This is a genomic window from Oceanobacillus sojae (genome assembly GCF_900162665.1).
In the GTDB taxonomy this organism is placed as follows: Bacteria; Bacillota; Bacilli; order Bacillales; family Amphibacillaceae; genus Oceanobacillus; species Oceanobacillus sojae_A.
In genome coordinates this window covers 175,015-191,488 of sequence record NZ_LT727811.1, presented here as the reverse complement: position 1 = coordinate 191,488, position 16,474 = coordinate 175,015, and the positions used below count along the sequence as shown (strand labels likewise).

13 protein-coding genes are annotated in these 16,474 nt (G+C 38.8%); 6 read left to right on the top strand and 7 right to left on the bottom strand.

Going from position 1 to position 16,474, the window contains the following annotated elements; all coding sequences use genetic code 11:
* The first annotated feature begins 85 nt into the window (after positions 1 to 85).
* The 6 genes from BN1068_RS08240 (at position 86) to BN1068_RS08215 (ending at position 8,691) form a co-directional block, all read left to right on the top strand.
* On the top strand, positions 86 to 1,033 hold the full coding sequence (locus BN1068_RS08240) for a carbohydrate ABC transporter permease (RefSeq protein ID WP_077602377.1): 948 nt from the start codon (positions 86 to 88) through the stop codon (positions 1,031 to 1,033).
* Positions 1,030 to 1,872, top strand: a complete 843-nt coding sequence (locus BN1068_RS08235) for a carbohydrate ABC transporter permease (RefSeq protein WP_077602376.1) — start codon at positions 1,030 to 1,032, stop codon at positions 1,870 to 1,872. Before BN1068_RS08240 ends, BN1068_RS08235 begins: the two co-directional genes overlap by 4 nt.
* Positions 1,873 to 1,914: 42 nt before the next feature.
* Positions 1,915 to 2,916, top strand: coding sequence for a LacI family DNA-binding transcriptional regulator (locus tag BN1068_RS08230; RefSeq protein ID WP_077602375.1), 1,002 nt, complete (start codon positions 1,915 to 1,917; stop codon positions 2,914 to 2,916).
* Between the two features lie 52 nt (positions 2,917 to 2,968).
* Entirely contained in the window at positions 2,969 to 6,148 is a 3,180-nt protein-coding gene (locus BN1068_RS08225) for a hypothetical protein (RefSeq protein WP_077602374.1), read from the top strand.
* Positions 6,149 to 6,272: 124 nt separating this feature from the next.
* A complete protein-coding gene (locus BN1068_RS08220) occupies positions 6,273 to 7,169 on the top strand; it encodes an ROK family protein (protein WP_077602373.1) in 897 nt (298 codons plus the stop codon).
* 79 nt (positions 7,170 to 7,248) lie between these two features.
* Positions 7,249 to 8,691, top strand: coding sequence for a glycoside hydrolase family 1 protein (locus tag BN1068_RS08215; RefSeq protein WP_077602372.1), 1,443 nt, complete (start codon positions 7,249 to 7,251; stop codon positions 8,689 to 8,691).
* A gap of 636 nt (positions 8,692 to 9,327) precedes the next feature.
* Here the strand turns inward: BN1068_RS08215 and BN1068_RS08210 are convergent.
* From BN1068_RS08210 to BN1068_RS08175, 7 genes are all read right to left on the bottom strand, one after another.
* Positions 9,328 to 10,590, bottom strand: coding sequence for a hypothetical protein (locus tag BN1068_RS08210; protein WP_077602371.1), 1,263 nt, complete (start codon positions 10,588 to 10,590; stop codon positions 9,328 to 9,330).
* Positions 10,591 to 10,902: 312 nt separating this feature from the next.
* A complete protein-coding gene (locus tag BN1068_RS08205) occupies positions 10,903 to 12,039 on the bottom strand; it encodes an N-acetylmuramoyl-L-alanine amidase family protein (RefSeq protein WP_077602370.1) in 1,137 nt (378 codons plus the stop codon).
* 249 nt (positions 12,040 to 12,288) lie between these two features.
* Positions 12,289 to 12,831 (bottom strand): flavodoxin family protein, encoded by a 543-nt coding sequence (locus tag BN1068_RS08200; protein ID WP_077602369.1) that lies wholly within the window; start codon positions 12,829 to 12,831, stop codon positions 12,289 to 12,291.
* Positions 12,832 to 13,130: 299 nt separating this feature from the next.
* Positions 13,131 to 14,372 carry an ABC transporter permease gene (locus BN1068_RS08190; RefSeq protein WP_077602367.1) on the bottom strand — a complete coding sequence of 414 codons (1,242 nt, stop codon included), beginning with the start codon at positions 14,370 to 14,372 and terminating at the stop codon, positions 13,131 to 13,133.
* Between the two features lies 1 nt (position 14,373).
* Complete coding sequence (locus BN1068_RS08185) at positions 14,374 to 15,300, bottom strand: ABC transporter ATP-binding protein (protein ID WP_077602366.1); 927 nt, start codon at positions 15,298 to 15,300, stop codon at positions 14,374 to 14,376.
* Between the two features lie 65 nt (positions 15,301 to 15,365).
* Positions 15,366 to 16,022, bottom strand: coding sequence for a DUF2812 domain-containing protein (locus tag BN1068_RS08180; RefSeq protein WP_077602365.1), 657 nt, complete (start codon positions 16,020 to 16,022; stop codon positions 15,366 to 15,368).
* Positions 16,019 to 16,336 carry a PadR family transcriptional regulator gene (locus BN1068_RS08175; protein WP_077602364.1) on the bottom strand — a complete coding sequence of 106 codons (318 nt, stop codon included), beginning with the start codon at positions 16,334 to 16,336 and terminating at the stop codon, positions 16,019 to 16,021. Before BN1068_RS08175 ends, BN1068_RS08180 begins: the two co-directional genes overlap by 4 nt.
* Positions 16,337 to 16,474 lie beyond the last annotated feature (138 nt).

Sequence of the window (16,474 nt, the reverse complement as noted above, 5' to 3'; positions counted from 1 at the left end):
GATCTTCTGCTGAGAAAAACATATTTAATATGGATATGGCGGTATCCCGCCATATCCATATGCTTACTAGAAACGGGGTGAACGCATGGTCTCCTTAAAAAAGAAACAAAAAACGAAGAAAAGGTATCTGTCGGAAGAAAAAAAGGATATGATTTCAGGATATCTATATGTGTCACCGTTTTTTATTATTTTCTTTTGTGTGGGTTTGTTTCCAATCCTATTTAGTCTATATCTAGCCTTTCAACAGTGGAATGGGCTTTCGCCTATGGAATTTGTCGGGCTGGATAACTTTAAAATTGTTTTAACAGATTCTCTTTTTTGGAAATCTGTTTACAATACAATTATTATGGGACTGTTAGGGACGGCCCCGCAATTAATTGTGGGGATTATTTTAGCATTTTTATTAAATCAGGTATTTTTGCGGTTTAAACAATTCTACCGGGTAACTATTTTCATGCCTTATATTACATCGATGGTGGCTGTTGCACTGGTATTTAGTGTTTTGTTCAGTAATCAGGATTCATCCATGGCGAATTATATACTAGGATTGTTTGGACTTGATCCAATCAATTGGGCTACTTCAGAGTGGGGTACTAAAATTGCAATTTCTTTAATGGTTTTCTGGAGATGGATCGGGTACAATACGATTATTTATCTGGCAGGATTACAAAGTATTCCCCGTGATTTATATGAAGCTGCAACGATAGACGGAGCAAGTAAATTTCAACAACTAAGATATATTACGATGCCGCTCTTAAAACCTTTTATTCTATTAACGGTCTTTTTCTCTACTGTTGGTGCGTTACAGCTGTTTTCCGAGCCGACCGTATTTCTTGGACAGAGCGCTTTTACAAGAAGCGAAGCAATGACCATTGTTATGTACTTATACCGTGATGCTTTCAGACTACAATCATTTGGAACAGCATCTGCAACAGCAGTTATTTTAGTAATCTTTATTGCAGTTCTGGCAGCAATTAATTTATATCTGACTTCAGGCATAGGGAGAAAAAAGAAAAGAGGTGCGGGTAAATGAAAGAAGTAGGTTCTAAGAAATTCTCATTCAGCAAGATCTTAATGTATGGCTTCCTGACGCTGGCATCTCTTTTATCTCTTTTCCCGTTCTACTGGATGTTTGTAATGGCGACACGTCCAAGTGCAGCCTATAATTCTATACCTCCCACGCTTACGCCTGGAAATATGCTGGTTGAGAATTTCCAGAAGGTATTACAGCAAATTGATTTTTTTGGAGCAATGTGGAATTCACTGATACTTTGTGTAGTTGTTACGATAGTGGTGCTGCTGATTAGCTCTTTAGCCGGTTTCGCGTTTGCAAAATTTAAATTCCCCGGTAAGAATATCCTTTTCATTGCGATTCTGTTGACAATGATTATACCGCCTCAGCTGGGGCTGATTCCACAGTATTTTTTAATTGCAAAAGCGGGATTACTGGATACACTGCAAGGTGTTATGATTTTATCCTTTCTCAACCCATTAGGAATATTTTTAATGAGACAATATATCAGCGGATCGATTTCAGATGAATTGATTGAAGCAGCAAAATTAGATGGAGCCTCTAATTTTAAGATTTACTGGAAAATCGTGCTGCCGATTATACTCCCGGCTTTCGCAACCTTAGGGATTATTGTATTTACCTCGGTATGGGGAGAATTCCTATGGCAGTTTACCGTTCTGCGTGATCCGGAGATGTACACGATACAGGTCGCATTAGCCTCACTCAATAACACATTTAAAGTCGATTATGGTATGTTAATGTCAGGTGTATTTTGGGCGACAATTCCATTGGTTATCATCTTCCTCTTATTTAATAAATTATTTATAGCGAGCATCACAGAGGGAGCAGTAAAATCTTAAAATAACCAGGGATAAACTTTTATAGAATATTGAGGCGATTCCATGAAACTTACAATCAGAAATATAGCTGAGATCGCTGGTGTTTCACCATCAACAGTCTCGAAAGTAATGAATAATTATAGCGGTGTCAGTGAAGAAACCAAAAAAAGAGTAATGGATGCGATTAAAGAGAATAAATATCAGCCTACGTATACGGCCAGAACGCTGTCAACGAAAAAGTCTAAGCTGATCGCTTTGATATATGCAGGTAAAATTAATGTTGATTTTAATCATCCTTTTTTCAGTGAGGTAGTCAGCGCTTTCAAGAAGACGATTGGAATGATGGGATATGATATCATCATGTTTTCAGATGAAAGCTTTGGACATGATAACGGGAGTTATTTGGCCAGATGCAGGTATTATCACGTCGAGGGCTGTGTGATAATTGCCGGGGATGAAATCGAAGATAGTACGCAGGAATTAGTTCAAAGCGGGATACCCTGTGTCGGGATTGATATTGAATTAAACGGCCCTGGCGCCAGCTATGTCATGACGGATAATATTCAGCTCTCCACCAATGTTGTTCATCAATTATATTTGGATGGGATAAGAGACATTGGATATATTGGAGGAGTGCGTGATTCTGCAGTAGCCAGAGATAGAAAAACAGGCTTTGAGAATGCGATGGAACAGTTAGGTATGGAAATAAACCGTGACTGGATGGGGTATGGAGATTACTATGAGGAAAGCGGTTATCTGGCCATGAGAAAGATTTTGGATGAAAAACCGTATCCAAAAGCTGTTTTTGCTATTTCTGATTTGATGGCGTTTGGTGCTTTGAAAGCGATAGAAGAAGAAGGTCTGCAGGTTCCGCAGGATATTAGAATAATCGGCTGTGATGATATTAATGCCTGCCGTTACAGCAGTCCGAAACTGTCCACTGTTAAACAATACAAAAGCAGGCTGGGAAAGCTGGCTGCGAATATTTTACATGATTTGATATCAAATGAAAAACAGATAGCACCAATTTTAATTGATTCTGAGTTAATCATAAGGGAATCTTGAACATTATCAAAAGATATTTAATATATGAATGCTTTAAAAAGGTGGTGCTCTAATGTACCAATTAACAGATAACCATGAATTTATTATGGAAGATTTTCAAAGACTTTCTCCTTTTTCCAGCTTTTTACCAGGCATTGCGGGGAAGGACGGAATCCCGCTCTGGGCATTTTATATTAATCGCGGGCAGGCAATGGCCGGTTTTGGTATACGGGATAAAGATGCTGCGATAACAGAATTTTTTCCGGCAGATAAAGCTTATCAAATGGTTCCGCTCCAAGGGTTTCGAACCTTCATTAAACTGCGGAAAAATGAGGAACAAATTGTTTTTGAGCCATTTTCCTTCATTCGTGATAATGAAACGGTGCAGGAACAGTTAAAAATAAATGAAAATCTTCTGCAGCTTAAATATTGTAATAAAAAGTATGGACTGGTTTTAACGGTTGAGTATTTTACACTTCCAAAAGCTCCTTTGGCGGGACTTGTGCGGGAAGTATCATTAGAAAATATCGATAAGGAAGAAAAAGACCTTGAAATCGCTGATGGACTGGCAACGATTTTACCTGGCAGTCTGCCTAATGCTTCCTATAAAGAGATAGGAAACACGTTAAAAAGCTGGTTTGATGTGGAAACAATCGATAACCAGTTTAATTTTTATCATTTACGCGGGAGTACAGCAGATAATGCGAACGTTTCGCAAATATACGATGGAAATTTCTACAGCAGTTTAGCAGTTTTAAATGGAGAGGAAAGAATAGTAAAGCCTCTCTATGATCGTGAATTGATTTTTGGGAGGAATCTTACGCTACAAAATCCGGATGCCTTTCATTCAGAGCCTGTATCTTCGCTTATGGAAAAGAAACAAATTCCTGTAAATAAAGTATCAGGAGGTTTTACAGTCTTAGCTAACAAGCTGGCGCCGGGAGAGAAGCTTCATATTGTGTCTCTTATTGGCTATGGAGAAAATCGAGGGACAGTAAAAGAATTTATAAATAAAAATTTTCGGTATGAGAAAATAAAAGAATATAAAGAAACTGCGAAAACAATAACAGATAAGCTGACAAGTGTTGTCGAAACGAAAACGGCGGAGCCATTATTTGATGCTTATGTAAAGCAATGCCAATTGGACAATGGCCTGCGCGGCGGTTTCCCTATGATTTTTCAAAGTGAAGAAAAGAATCATATATTTTATCTTTATTCCCGGAAGCATGGAGATTTAGAAAGGGACTATAATTTTTTCTCCATAAGTCCGACCTTTTATTCTCAAGGCAATGGGAATTATCGTGATATGAATCAAAACCGCCGGCTTGATGTTATATTGAATCCAAAATTAAGAGATTATAACCTGAAGCATTTTGTTAATCTGCTTCAGCTTGATGGATATAATCCACTTTCTATTAAAGAGGCAAGGTACAGGCTGAAGGATCGAAAAATCGATTTCTGTGAATACGGTCTGTCGAAAGCACAGAATAAAAAAATTTATGAGCGATTAAGTAAGCCATTTGCGCCAGGAGATATCTTGAAATTTGTACAGGATAATTCTATTCAGCCAGCTGTCTCCTTTGAAAGATTTTTAGCGGAAATACTTTCAGTCAGTGAGGAATCATTAGAAGCAGTGCATGGAGAAGGATTTTGGATTGATCATTGGACTTATAATTTAGACCTTCTTGATAGTTACTTAGCAATATATCCGGATAAAGTAAAAAGTGTATTTTTTGATACCGCTTATCGATTTTATGACAGTCCAGCGTATGTAAATCCGAGAACAAAAAAATATATACACAAAGAAGGAAAACTTCGTCAATACAATGCTGTCCATATTGATGAGGGAAAACAAAGCAGGCAGGAAAAAAACAATAAACAATGGGTCCGCGGTAATTTTGGAGAAGGAAAAGTTTATGAAACAAACTTATTCTCGAAGTTATTTTTACTTGCTGCTATTAAAACCTCCACGATTGCCCCGTTTGGCTTGGGGATGGAGATGGAAGCAGGGAAACCAGGATGGAATGATGCCTTAAACGGATTACCCGGTATGCTTGGTGCGAGTACATCAGAGCTGTTCGAATTAAAGAGGCTTTTGCAAAAGCTGCAGAATATTCCTCGTATGTCTGAAGCCAAGATTATTCTTCCAGAAGAGGTACGCGGATTTGTAAATGATCTGGCAACGCAGATTTGTCAAGCTGATCAAAAAAGTAAGGAAGGGCAATTAATATACTGGAATAAAGTAAGCCTGTCAAGAGAATCTTATCGATCTTCCATAAAAAAGGGTATACGTGGAGAACATCTGGAATTATCATTGGAAGCTGCGATGAAGCTGTTAGGAATCTATCATCAGCAGGTGGATACTGCATTAGAAAATGTAGAGAGGTATAAACAGCAAGAGCTTATACCAACATACTTTTATTTTGAAGCAGAAACAGGTGATGAAAATCCAGGAGAGATAACGGAATGTAAGCCGCACGCAGTGACTCCGTTTTTAGAGGGAATCGTTAAAAAGCTAAAATTAACTGATTCCATAAAGGAAGCAGAAAAAATTTATGACATTGTCCGTCGGTCAGCTATTTTTGATGCAGAGCTCGGAATGTATAAAACGAGCATGCCTATTACTGGAGAACCGGCTGAGCTTGGCAGGATTAAGTTTTTCACACCGGGCTGGCTGGAAAATGAGTCTGTATTTATGCATATGGAATATAAATATTTATTGGAGCTGCTGGACAAAGAGCTATTCGATCCGTTTTTTAATGACATCCGTTCTGCTCTGGTACCGTTTATGGATTCTGCAAAGTATGGCAGAAGCATTTTAGAGAATTCATCCTTTATAGCAAGCAGTGCAAATCCTGATTCTTCTATTCATGGGAAGGGTTTTGCGGCCCGGCTGAGCGGTTCGACGGTGGAGCTTTTAAATATGTGGGTCCTGATGTTTATTGGGAAACAACCATTTACGTATGACAGGGAGAAGGATTTACTCCATTTTCGTTTGCAGCCTGCATTGCCAAGCTGGTTCTTTAAAGAGGATGGCACTGTTTCGTTCACACTTTTCAGCTGTATAGAAGTAATCTATCATAATGAAACGCTTAAGGACAGCTTTGGAAAAGCTGGTGTTATGCCGGTTCGTTATGTCATTGTTTATAAGGATGGAAGAGAACAAATTGTATCCGGACCCGAAATTAGTGGTCCGTTAGCATATGATATCCGAAATCAATCTGTTGTAAAAATAATGGTAGAGCTTAAATAATAGTTAATCCATAATTTTAACATTCCTCTGTCTTAAGCAATCAATAAATGCTTTAAATATTTAAAGCGGATTCAGTCAAATTGATAAAGTAGATACTAACTTTTCTAGGAAGGAAGAGATATTCATGAATAAGTATATTGCTTTTGATATAGGGGGTACAAAAGTCAAACACGCTGTTTTACTTGAGGATGGGACTTTTATAGAAAAGGGAGCGTATCCTACAAGAAAGTACAACCTGGACCAATTCTTAACAGATATCATGCTGACCGTTCAAGCATATCAGAATCGTTTTGATATAGCAGGGGTGGCCATCAGTATGCCCGGCTTTGTAAATATAAAAACAGGCTATACCGAAGATGCAGGTGCCATCACTATTTTGAACGGAAAAAACTTAAAGACGCTCTTAGAAGCGAGACTTCCATATGTTATAGAAATGGAGAACGATGGAAATTGTGTAGCGTTAGCCGAAAAATTTAACGGCAATGCAGTAAACTGTCAGGATTTCATTTGTATCACAATTGGAACAGGGGTAGGCGGGGGAATATTTTTAAATAACAAGATATTCCATGGTCATCAGTTCAAAGCTGGGGAAATCGGCTATATGCTCACGCCGGGAAGTCAGCCCGGAAGTGAAACATGGAGTGACAATGGCTCTACTTCCAGTTTAATTAATAGCTATAAGAAGCAAAAAGGATTGGGAGAAAATGAAGTCATAGAGGGGACAGATATTTTTCGGGAAGCGGAAATTAATGCAGAAACGAATCGGCTTGTTGAAGAATGGATGGAACGAATCAGCTTCGGTATTTTTAACATTGCCGGGACGCTGAATCCGGAAAAGATTTTAATAGGTGGAGGCGTAAGCGCCCGTGCCGAATTTGCCCAAAGAATAAAGAAACATTTGGAACAGCAGAAAGAATGGCAGTTTATAAAAGTTCCAATTGAGACATGCAAGCATAAAAATGATGCAGGCATGTTAGGTGCATTAAAGCATTTCCTGACGCAAAGAGATATGGTGAAATAAAAAATCGAAGAGGCATGAACACTGAAAAACAGAGGTTCAGGCTGTTGATATTAAGCTGTTGTGAAAGGAGACATAGGATATGTTACATGAGAATCTGAAACCCTTCCCGGAGGATTTTCTATGGGGAGCTGCTTCGGCAGCATATCAAGTAGAAGGTGCATGGAATATCGATGGGAAGGGTATTTCGAACTGGGATAAATTTGTGCGTATACCCGGAAAAACATTTAAGAGAACAAATGGTGATGTAGCTGTAGATCATTACCACCGTTATAAAGAGGATGTTCAGCTGATGGCTGAGATGGGATTGAAAACGTATCGTTTTTCTGTTGCCTGGACGCGCATTTTTCCAAATGGAAAAGGAAAAATAAATCAAAAAGGACTTGATTTTTATAATGATTTAATCAATGCGTTAATAAAGCATCGCATCGAGCCAATTTTGACTATTTATCATTGGGATTTACCGCAGGCATTGCAGGATGAGTACGGCGGCTGGGAGTCGAGACAAATTATAAAAGATTTCACAAACTATTGTATTACATTATATAAAGCATTTGGCGACCGGGTGAAGTATTGGGTTTCCTTAAATGAACAAAATGTTTTTACAAGACTGGGCTATCAGACTGCCATGCACCCTCCTGGAGTCAAAGATGATAAGTTATTTTATCAGGTGAATCATCATGCCAGCCTGGCGAATGCGGCAGCAATTAAAGCGTTTCGCAGCCATGTGCCGGATGGGAAAATTGGACCTAGCTTTGCTTATTCACCAGCATATGCAGCTACCTCAAAGCCTGAGGATGTTCTTGCCGCTGAAAATGCCGAGGAGCTTGCAAGTCACTGGTGGATGGATGTATATACCTGGGGTACATATCCACATGCAGCGTGGAATTATTTAGAACGTAAAGGGCTGGCCCCGAAAATGGAGGAAGGGGACTTAGAACTGTTAAAAGAAGGCAAACCCGATTTTATGGGAGTCAACTATTACCAGACAACAACCTATGAAAAAAATCCTTTAAATGGCGGCACATCAGAAGGACATTTTAATACTTCCGGAGAAAAAGGAACATCAGAGGATACAGGTATTCCGGGTTTGTACAAAACAGTTATGAATGAGAACCTAAACAGAACAAACTGGGATTGGAATATTGATCCCCAAGGTCTGCGTATTGGTCTTCGAAGAATTACAAACCGTTATAAACTTCCTATCTTAATAAGTGAAAACGGCCTTGGGGAATATGATAAAGTAGAAGAAGACGGCTCCATAAATGATGACTATCGTATAGAATATGTGGAATCACATGTGAAGTCTATACAGGAAGCTGTAACAGATGGGGTAGAAGTAATCGGTTATTGTGTATGGTCATTTACGGACCTGCTAAGCTGGTTGAATGGATATAAGAAACGTTATGGTTTTGTTTATGTTAACCAGCATGAAGAAGGAGAGCATGATCTCCGGCGAATAAAAAAGAAGAGCTTTTATTGGTATAAAGCTGTTATAGAGAGTAACGGAGAGAATCTTAAATAAAAAATATATTAAAGGCAAAAGGCAGTACTTATTTGTGCTGCATTTTGCCTTTTTTAAAAGATAAGAAAGTATATAAAAATGCTGAAGTCAGCCGCTGCAGAAATACACTACGCTTTCCGTGGGCTTGAGCTCAGCCTCCTCGAAAAAAAGAAGAGCACTTTTTTTCTGCGGAGGCATACAGGATGTATGTCAGTTCGGTGTTGCGACAGGACGTCGCGAACTTAACCGAACTTCCTTTTCCGTTTTGCGCATTCCCACAGGAGTCTCCGTGTATTTCTTCCGCTAAAATTAGCTTTATTTCTTTATAAAAAAGTAAATAAAACTTATTTCTTCTTAGATGGAAGCGGAGGGAAGTCGACTCCTACGGGAAAAGCAACAGGTGAAGACCCCGCAGGAAGTGGTCTTCTTCCGAGGAGGCTGAGGCGTTGCCCGTGGAAAGCGACTTCCTGGGACTGCGATTACTCGTCCCATCGAAAACCGTCGCAGCGGACATCTCCTTGGCAAGAACACCAGTATTTTAAAGACTAAATGATTTTCTAGGTTTTCTTAGAGCAGAAGCAAATGCTTGTCAGATAAACTTATCTATGTTTAGCAAATTATAGCGGATGTGGATAAAGTTAATAATTATGCACAGACTCATTCATCGAATGTGGATAACTCTCCTGAGACGGCATCTACTCCGTAAACATCGCCAGTAACCTTTCCGCATAGACGATACATATCCGTTTGCTGGTCTTGGACATATACAGGCTCTAATTCAATATGCCTGTATAAGAGATCAGCAGCTGTCTCTTTGTTCACTTTCACAGCCTCCGCTTCTGCAAAAAAGTCAAAAGCATCCAGTAAAGGTGTCGGATCCATATAATTATCAACCTTTAATGTCGCCGGGTTAATCCACAGCATCAGGGATGGATAAAGAACCTTGGGAGTTTCTTCTGCGGGGTCCAATCTTGCCAATAAATAGCCCCGCTCACGTTTTACAGAGGTTAAACGCCATAGACCGCTGTCGTCCGGGAATTCCATCCGCAGCATATTCGTAATCTCTGTTACTATTTGATCGATAGTATCGTCGGGAATGGGTTTATTGTTACCCTGAACCTCTCTTTTTTGAAAAACTTCTTCCTCTGTAATTGTATATTTTAAATCAATTTCTTTTCCCTCAAACCTCTCTGTGGAAGGCTCTGTCCAGGTTAAGATAATATCGAGCGGCTTGTAAGAAAGATTATTTTCTATTTCACTAAAATAAATAATAGAGTCCGGGGCCTGATTCGGAATGAGAAAACTGGATATAACATAATAAGGCTTCCAGGCGGCAGTTGGCTCATCCGGAACTTCGATGACTTTGCAATGCTGCTTCACTAAAGGCTGAACTGCCTCATCAATTAGATTAAAAGGTTCCCAATGAATTTGAGATTCATCTGCAAACAAACCATGTACAAAAAAGCCTGATAATATTCCTTCTTGATTAAAGTGAATATCAATGGAACCTCCAGGAAAAAGCCTTATATTATCCACAGCTGCGTGAAATTCAATATTTTCATTTGTTTCTTTCACCAGCTTGAATTGTCTGCCGTATTCTAACTGTGTCTGGTCTTCAATCCATTCAATAATAGCTTCCATGTTATCCACTTGTGGAAATAATTCCTCAGGCAAAACATTTTTTTCATCCACAAAAACAATTTCTGTTATCCGTTTTGTATCGATATCCACAGATATTTCCACAGTTCCTGCTGGATTTGTTTTATCTGCCTCTTTATTGGACCCATTTGGAAGCCAATTCATGCTTAAAACAATTTGATTATCATTATATTTCAGCAAATCGTAGCTTTCTAAATAAAAATCATTCAGCTGAAATTGTTCACGAGTTTTTTCAACGATTTCTTCGATAGCGGGATGCATAGCTATACCTCACTTTTGATTAATAGAATGACTAAAGTGCGTGTTCAAAAAGTCCGATAAATAGGACCAAGAAGTTCAAGGCGACGAGCTTTTTACGAACGGAGCGTATGCTTTATAATACGTGAGTATCGGAAAAAGCTCGTCAACGCAGAAATTCGCCGTGTCATTTTTATTGGGTTTTTTGAACATCCTTTTAAAGTATAACATGCTGTATAGCGTTTCTAAAGGGATCCATCAATGAATAACCTTTATAATAAAAAACGGCCCCGAAGCATTATCGGAGCCGTTTTATCACAAAGGAGAAATATGATATTAATTTTCTAAATAATTAATCAACCCGTTGGTAACTGCCCGGGCTACACTAGATTGATATTCCGCTGTCTGAACGACAGTTAAATCATTCGGATTTGTAATAAATCCAAGCTCAATCAGTACAGAAGGAGCATTTGTTTCCCGAAGGACTTTATATCCCGCCTGTTGTGTGCCTCTTGAAGGCAGAGAAACCGTGGAAGCCAGTGTGCTGTCAAGCGATCTTGCCAATGCAGCATCTGAATCTGAGTTGTAATAAGTAGTTACGCCGCTCACTGGAACAGCAGAAAAAGTATCATAATGCAGGCTGACAAAAGCATCGGTATTAGAGCTGTTACTGATTTGTACTCTTTCATCCAGTGAAACAAAATAATCGCCGCTTCTAGTTACAGTCACATTTGCTCCGGCTTCTTCCAGCTGCTGGATAACATAATCAGCTGTTGAACTTACAATATCTTTTTCATGGACATTATTTAATCCGATAGCTCCCGGATCCTTACCGCCGTGACCAGGGTCTATGACAATATTATATCCGGATAATGAGCCGGAACTGCTGGATTGTGTCTGGGCTGCTTTCACGGTCGGAGCAGAATCGGTACTGGTATCTGCTTCTTCTGTGCCGGTATTGCCGTCAGTTGTCAGCCAGGCTGCAATCCATCCTGTTCCTCCCTGTTCAAGGGAAATTTCAATCCAATCCCCCGATGTTGAAATAACATCAAATGATTCTCCCTTGTATGCATAGGAGATGATGTTGTCTGATGTACTTGGACCGGAACGGACATAGATACTTTCAGCAGAAACAGTAACTGTTCCGGACGCACTTGGAGCTGCTTTTTCAGATGGTGCTTCTTCCTGATTGGAATTGCCGGTTGAAATAAGATGATGCTTGGCAATCCACACAGGTTCACCACCGTAATAAGTTTGCACCCAACCATGTTGTTCATCAAAAACGTTAATTTGATCTCCCTTGGAAAGCTGCCCGACAATGGAAGCATCATTAGAAGGCTCGCTCCGAATGTTTAAGACGGGTGAGCTGACTTCATAACTATTACTATTTGCCAAGCTCAAAGCCGGCAAGAAAAAACTAATAATAAATAAGATTGCTGTTAGTAGATAAAGCTTTTTCGTTTTCTTTTCCATTAAATCCTCCTCTGGATGATTAAGATTAAGTTCATGGTTGGATATTAATAGAATAGCCTAAACGCAGAGGAGTTTAAACATGAAAAGCTAAAAATAATTCAATAAGACTAGCACTTATATATTCTTTTAGGATTAAATAATTTATTTTGGAAAATAAATCCAATTATCAAAAGGGTATTCACATGCAGTTCGGCTTTCTAAACTACGCATAAAATATGGGCGTTATTAGCATAAATTACTTTTAATGAGTTAACTCTCTGCAAAAGGAATCAAAGTAGAGGCAGCTTTAAAAGCCCTTGTATCATTTAATATGTCACCAGGTTTACTGGCTTTTCCAATAATATAGCCTGCAAAATGCATTTTATAGAAATCACATATATATTGAAACTGCTGAATAAGCGGCAGCCCTTTAATAAATGGATTATCACCGCCTACAATAATGACATATACATCTTTTTGTGACAACTTCTCTCTGAAATCAGGGTAATCAGAATCTCTTAAAATCTGTGACCAGCGGTCAATAAACAGCTTCATAAGTACAGACATACTGTACCAGTAAATAGGTGTGGCAAAAACAACTGTATCATGCTCTAACAGCTGATCAATAAGCTTCGTATGATGATCATTCACAGGCGTGAACCCGTTTATATCATGTCTCTGGTCGATAATTGGATGGATGGTGTAATCGCGTAAATAGACATGTGTACCCTGGGTTTTAGGCACTGCCTCATAAGTAAGAAGCTCTGTATTACTGTTCCTGCGTGTCGATCCATGGAAAACGATAATGCTCATAAACATCCTCCTTTTATATTAAAAGAAACGCATTTAGAGGAAATAAAGATATTCAGCCTTGTGCTGATCAATATTAATCTGTCTAAATTCTGTTCTTCATTAAAAAAGCAATATGATACAGGATATGTGTGCGCCCGCAAGTGTATGCATGAACATAAAAAACAGAGACAGGAGGCAGCTTTACTGCTCGTATCTCTGTTTTAGGGTTTTCATCATGATCTTCTTATTCAGAAACAGTTGTATTCAGCCCTAAGATTAATAATATATAAGCATTTTCAATTTAGGGTTTGTCCAGCATGCTACATACGAATCCATTTCCAAATTTCTTTCGGAGTTGCATTTTTACCGTATAACAGAATTCCGACTTTGAAAATCTTTCCTGCCAGTTTCATAAAAACATAAATACTTAAAACAATAACTGCGACAGAAATAATAATCTCTATCCATGGCCAGCTGTCTAACAGGGTCAGCCGGATAAGTAATGTTAGAGGAGCTGTAAACGGGATATAGGTGCCGACAGTAGCGACAATACCGTCTGGATTACTGATAACTGGCCCGATGATAACAAACTGTAAGAATGGCAGCATCATGACAAGCCCCTGCATATTACCTGCGCTGGCTACATCAGACATGGTTGCACCGACGCCAACAAAAATAGACGCAAACATCAGATAGCTTAAGAGAGCAATCAGTACAAAGAAAATCGTTCTCGGTACAAATAAATTTTCTAAAATTGGAATGTCTGTCTGCCAAATAGTAAATGGAAGTAAAATGGCGATAAAGACCGCAACCTGAATAAGGCCTAACATAAAGTATCCGATAATTTTTCCCTGCATCAGCTCTGAAGGTGTTAAAGAAGATAAAATAATTTCTGCAATCTTATCTTTTTTCTCTTGAGATGCACTCTGGAAAATAGCCATTCCTGTAAATGTAATAGAAAGCATTATAATACCAGCAAAAACACCGGGTATTATTGTTTCCCAAGGGTTTTCTAAATCAAACAGAGAATTTTCTTCTATATTGGAAGGAGACTCTCCCTGGTTTGTCCCTTCTACAAAGGAGATAGGCTCCATCAGCTGATTTATTTCCTGCTGGCTGAGACCCGATGCCTCTGCCTTTATCAGCTGTAAAGGAACGGTTAATGCCTGTAATTGCCCAGGAAATAATGGATCAGCTTCCTCGCTGGTGTATGTGGCGATCCGGTTTTCCTCCAAGGACTGCTCATTAATAAATAAATACGCTGTATAAGGTTCATCAACCTCTGTTATTTCAGATTGGGGTCTATCTGTAGTCTGTAAATTCCATCCCAAATCCTGTTCTTGGTTTATTGCTTCTATGTCTTCAAAAATTCCAATATCCTCATTAACATATACAGTCATATTTTCAGCGGTGTCTGTATTATCATCTGAATCTGAAAATAGGGTGCCTAAAAAGAAAAACAGGATAAATATAGCCGGTGTAATAAATAATCCAATCACAAATGTTTTATTTTTTAAATTACGTTTCAACTCCCATTTTGCTACCTTCATGGAATTCTGCATCCTATGAACCTCCTTCCTGGGAAACAAGATGTTTATCCGTGGCGATATCAATAAAAATCTCGTGTAGAGAGATACGGTTTATATGTAGCTCCTGTACATCTAATTCATTAGGTAATTGCTTTAACCACTGATGCGGAATGACACCTTTTGACAGGTGAAGAACGGAGCGGCCTCTGTGATGCTCCATCCGGTCCACTTCAGGAATTTTTTCTAACAGAGCAGGCGGATTCTCCCCATGCAATATGCACTTGAAATTAGCATATTGCTTCTTCACATCATCTAATGTTCCATAAATCACTTTCTCCCCATGCTGCATCATAAAGACACGGTCACACATTTGCTCTACAAGGTTCATCTGATGTGAAGAAAGTAGAATTGCTGTGCCGTTTGCTGCCAGAGATGCAATTTCCTCCTTAAAAATCTCTTGACTGACGGGGTCTAAACCAGAAAAAGGCTCATCAAGAATCAGCAGTTCCGGTTCATGAAGGATAGAACCGATAAATTGCACCTTTTGGCTCATTCCTTTGGAAAGCTCCTCTACAGAAGTATTTTCCTTTCCTTCTAAATCAAACTTCTTGAGATACATTAAGATGCGTTCCTTCGCTTTATTTAATGGATAGTCCTTTAAATCAGCAAGATATAGCAGGATATCCATTATTTTTACATCCTTATAGAGTCCTCTTTCCTCAGGCAGGTAACCGATTTTAGATTTGGGGATTCCTTCTCCTGTCTGCTGATGAAAATGAATTTCTCCGCTGTCAGGATACATAATTCCCATAATATTGCGGATAGTAGTGGATTTTCCGGCACCATTCGGACCGAGAATAGCCATAATTTCGCCGCGGTATACTTCAAAGGATATTCCTTTTAAGGCTTCTTTATCTTTAAAGGATTTTTTAAGGTTCTCAACTGTTAATAAAGTATTCATATGCATAACTCCTTTCTGAATATTGGATTAAAAACTTCTTTTTACTCCCAGCCTCAGTAATGATTTTATCGTTTATTCTCATTTGTTTTTCTGCTGATTATATGATGAAGTGATATGATACACCAAATAATAGTTGGGACTGCGATTGCACCAATAATCGAAGAGGCTAAGATTCGAATGGCATAACCTCTTTCACCAACAACGAATATAATAATAATAGTGATCATTAAGAGCAGAGGGAATGTCATTTTTCCCAGCTTTGCCAAACGGTATTTTCCTTCTGTTTTCCATTTATTCGAGTACTGTGCAATTGCAGTCCAGGCTATAACAGCGACAAGTACACTAAAAATAACAGCTGCTGTAAAAAGGATGGAGTGTAAGACACCGGAGCTTTTATATTTTTCTGCTGTTGTATCACGGTCACTGTAAATCGGTTTTGTACCTGGTTCCGCCCGAAATAGGTGTATACCTGCTTCTGTAGCAACATGCGACCATCCGGAAGATGAAAAAAGATCAAAGTATTCTTCTTCCTCGTCCTCTTCTAAGGAACGGTAATCTAAATTATAGATATAATCCGAGCTTTCTCCTTTTTCAAGAATATACCCCATAAATTTAAAGCCACTGACATGCCATCCCTTTAAAGATAACCGGCGCAATTTCTTCATGTCCTTCTCCTCAGAAAAGGCAGTACCGCTGGACATCATATATTTTGTTTGTTTCATTCTTCAGCCTCCTTCAGTCCGGTTTCTGCTAATTGAATCATTTGTTTTCTCAGCTTTAAATCCTCTTCTAATGCTTTTCTGCCCTTTTCGGTCAGCAGATATGTTTTACGTCTTGAATCTGATCCGTCATGCAAATAAATCCATTCTTGTGTTAACAGTTTTTTAATAATGGTGTACATGGAGGCAGGGCCTATTGTAATGACACCGCCAGTTGTTTCTTCAATAAGGCTCATAATCGCGTAGCCATGCCGCGGTTTCGTTAAAGCGGCCATAATATAAAACATGGAATCTGTTAATTGCTCCGACTTCTTCAATCAATCACCTCCAGTATCGTTTTTGGATATATCACAAAACGATATAATGGGAATATATCATAAAGTGATATAGGTGTCTATAGATATATCATAATTTGATACATTAATATCCAAAAATTACCTTCACATTTTGTTCAA

Excerpts from the sequence above, each read along its gene's own strand:
- BN1068_RS08190 (WP_077602367.1), bottom strand. The coding sequence starts at position 14,372 with ATGCAGAATTCCATGAAGGTAGCAAAATGGGAGTTGAAACGTAATTTA.
- BN1068_RS08235 (WP_077602376.1), top strand. The coding sequence starts at position 1,030 with ATGAAAGAAGTAGGTTCTAAGAAATTCTCATTCAGCAAGATCTTAATG.
- BN1068_RS08220 (WP_077602373.1), top strand. The coding sequence starts at position 6,273 with ATGAATAAGTATATTGCTTTTGATATAGGGGGTACAAAAGTCAAACAC.
- BN1068_RS08215 (WP_077602372.1), top strand. The coding sequence starts at position 7,249 with ATGTTACATGAGAATCTGAAACCCTTCCCGGAGGATTTTCTATGGGGA.
- BN1068_RS08200 (WP_077602369.1), bottom strand. The coding sequence starts at position 12,831 with ATGAGCATTATCGTTTTCCATGGATCGACACGCAGGAACAGTAATACA.
- BN1068_RS08240 (WP_077602377.1), top strand. The coding sequence starts at position 86 with ATGGTCTCCTTAAAAAAGAAACAAAAAACGAAGAAAAGGTATCTGTCG.
- BN1068_RS08225 (WP_077602374.1), top strand. The coding sequence starts at position 2,969 with ATGTACCAATTAACAGATAACCATGAATTTATTATGGAAGATTTTCAA.
- BN1068_RS08210 (WP_077602371.1), bottom strand. The coding sequence starts at position 10,590 with ATGCATCCCGCTATCGAAGAAATCGTTGAAAAAACTCGTGAACAATTT.
- BN1068_RS08185 (WP_077602366.1), bottom strand. The coding sequence starts at position 15,300 with ATGAATACTTTATTAACAGTTGAGAACCTTAAAAAATCCTTTAAAGAT.
- BN1068_RS08180 (WP_077602365.1), bottom strand. The coding sequence starts at position 16,022 with ATGAAACAAACAAAATATATGATGTCCAGCGGTACTGCCTTTTCTGAG.
- BN1068_RS08205 (WP_077602370.1), bottom strand. The coding sequence starts at position 12,039 with ATGGAAAAGAAAACGAAAAAGCTTTATCTACTAACAGCAATCTTATTT.
- BN1068_RS08230 (WP_077602375.1), top strand. The coding sequence starts at position 1,915 with ATGAAACTTACAATCAGAAATATAGCTGAGATCGCTGGTGTTTCACCA.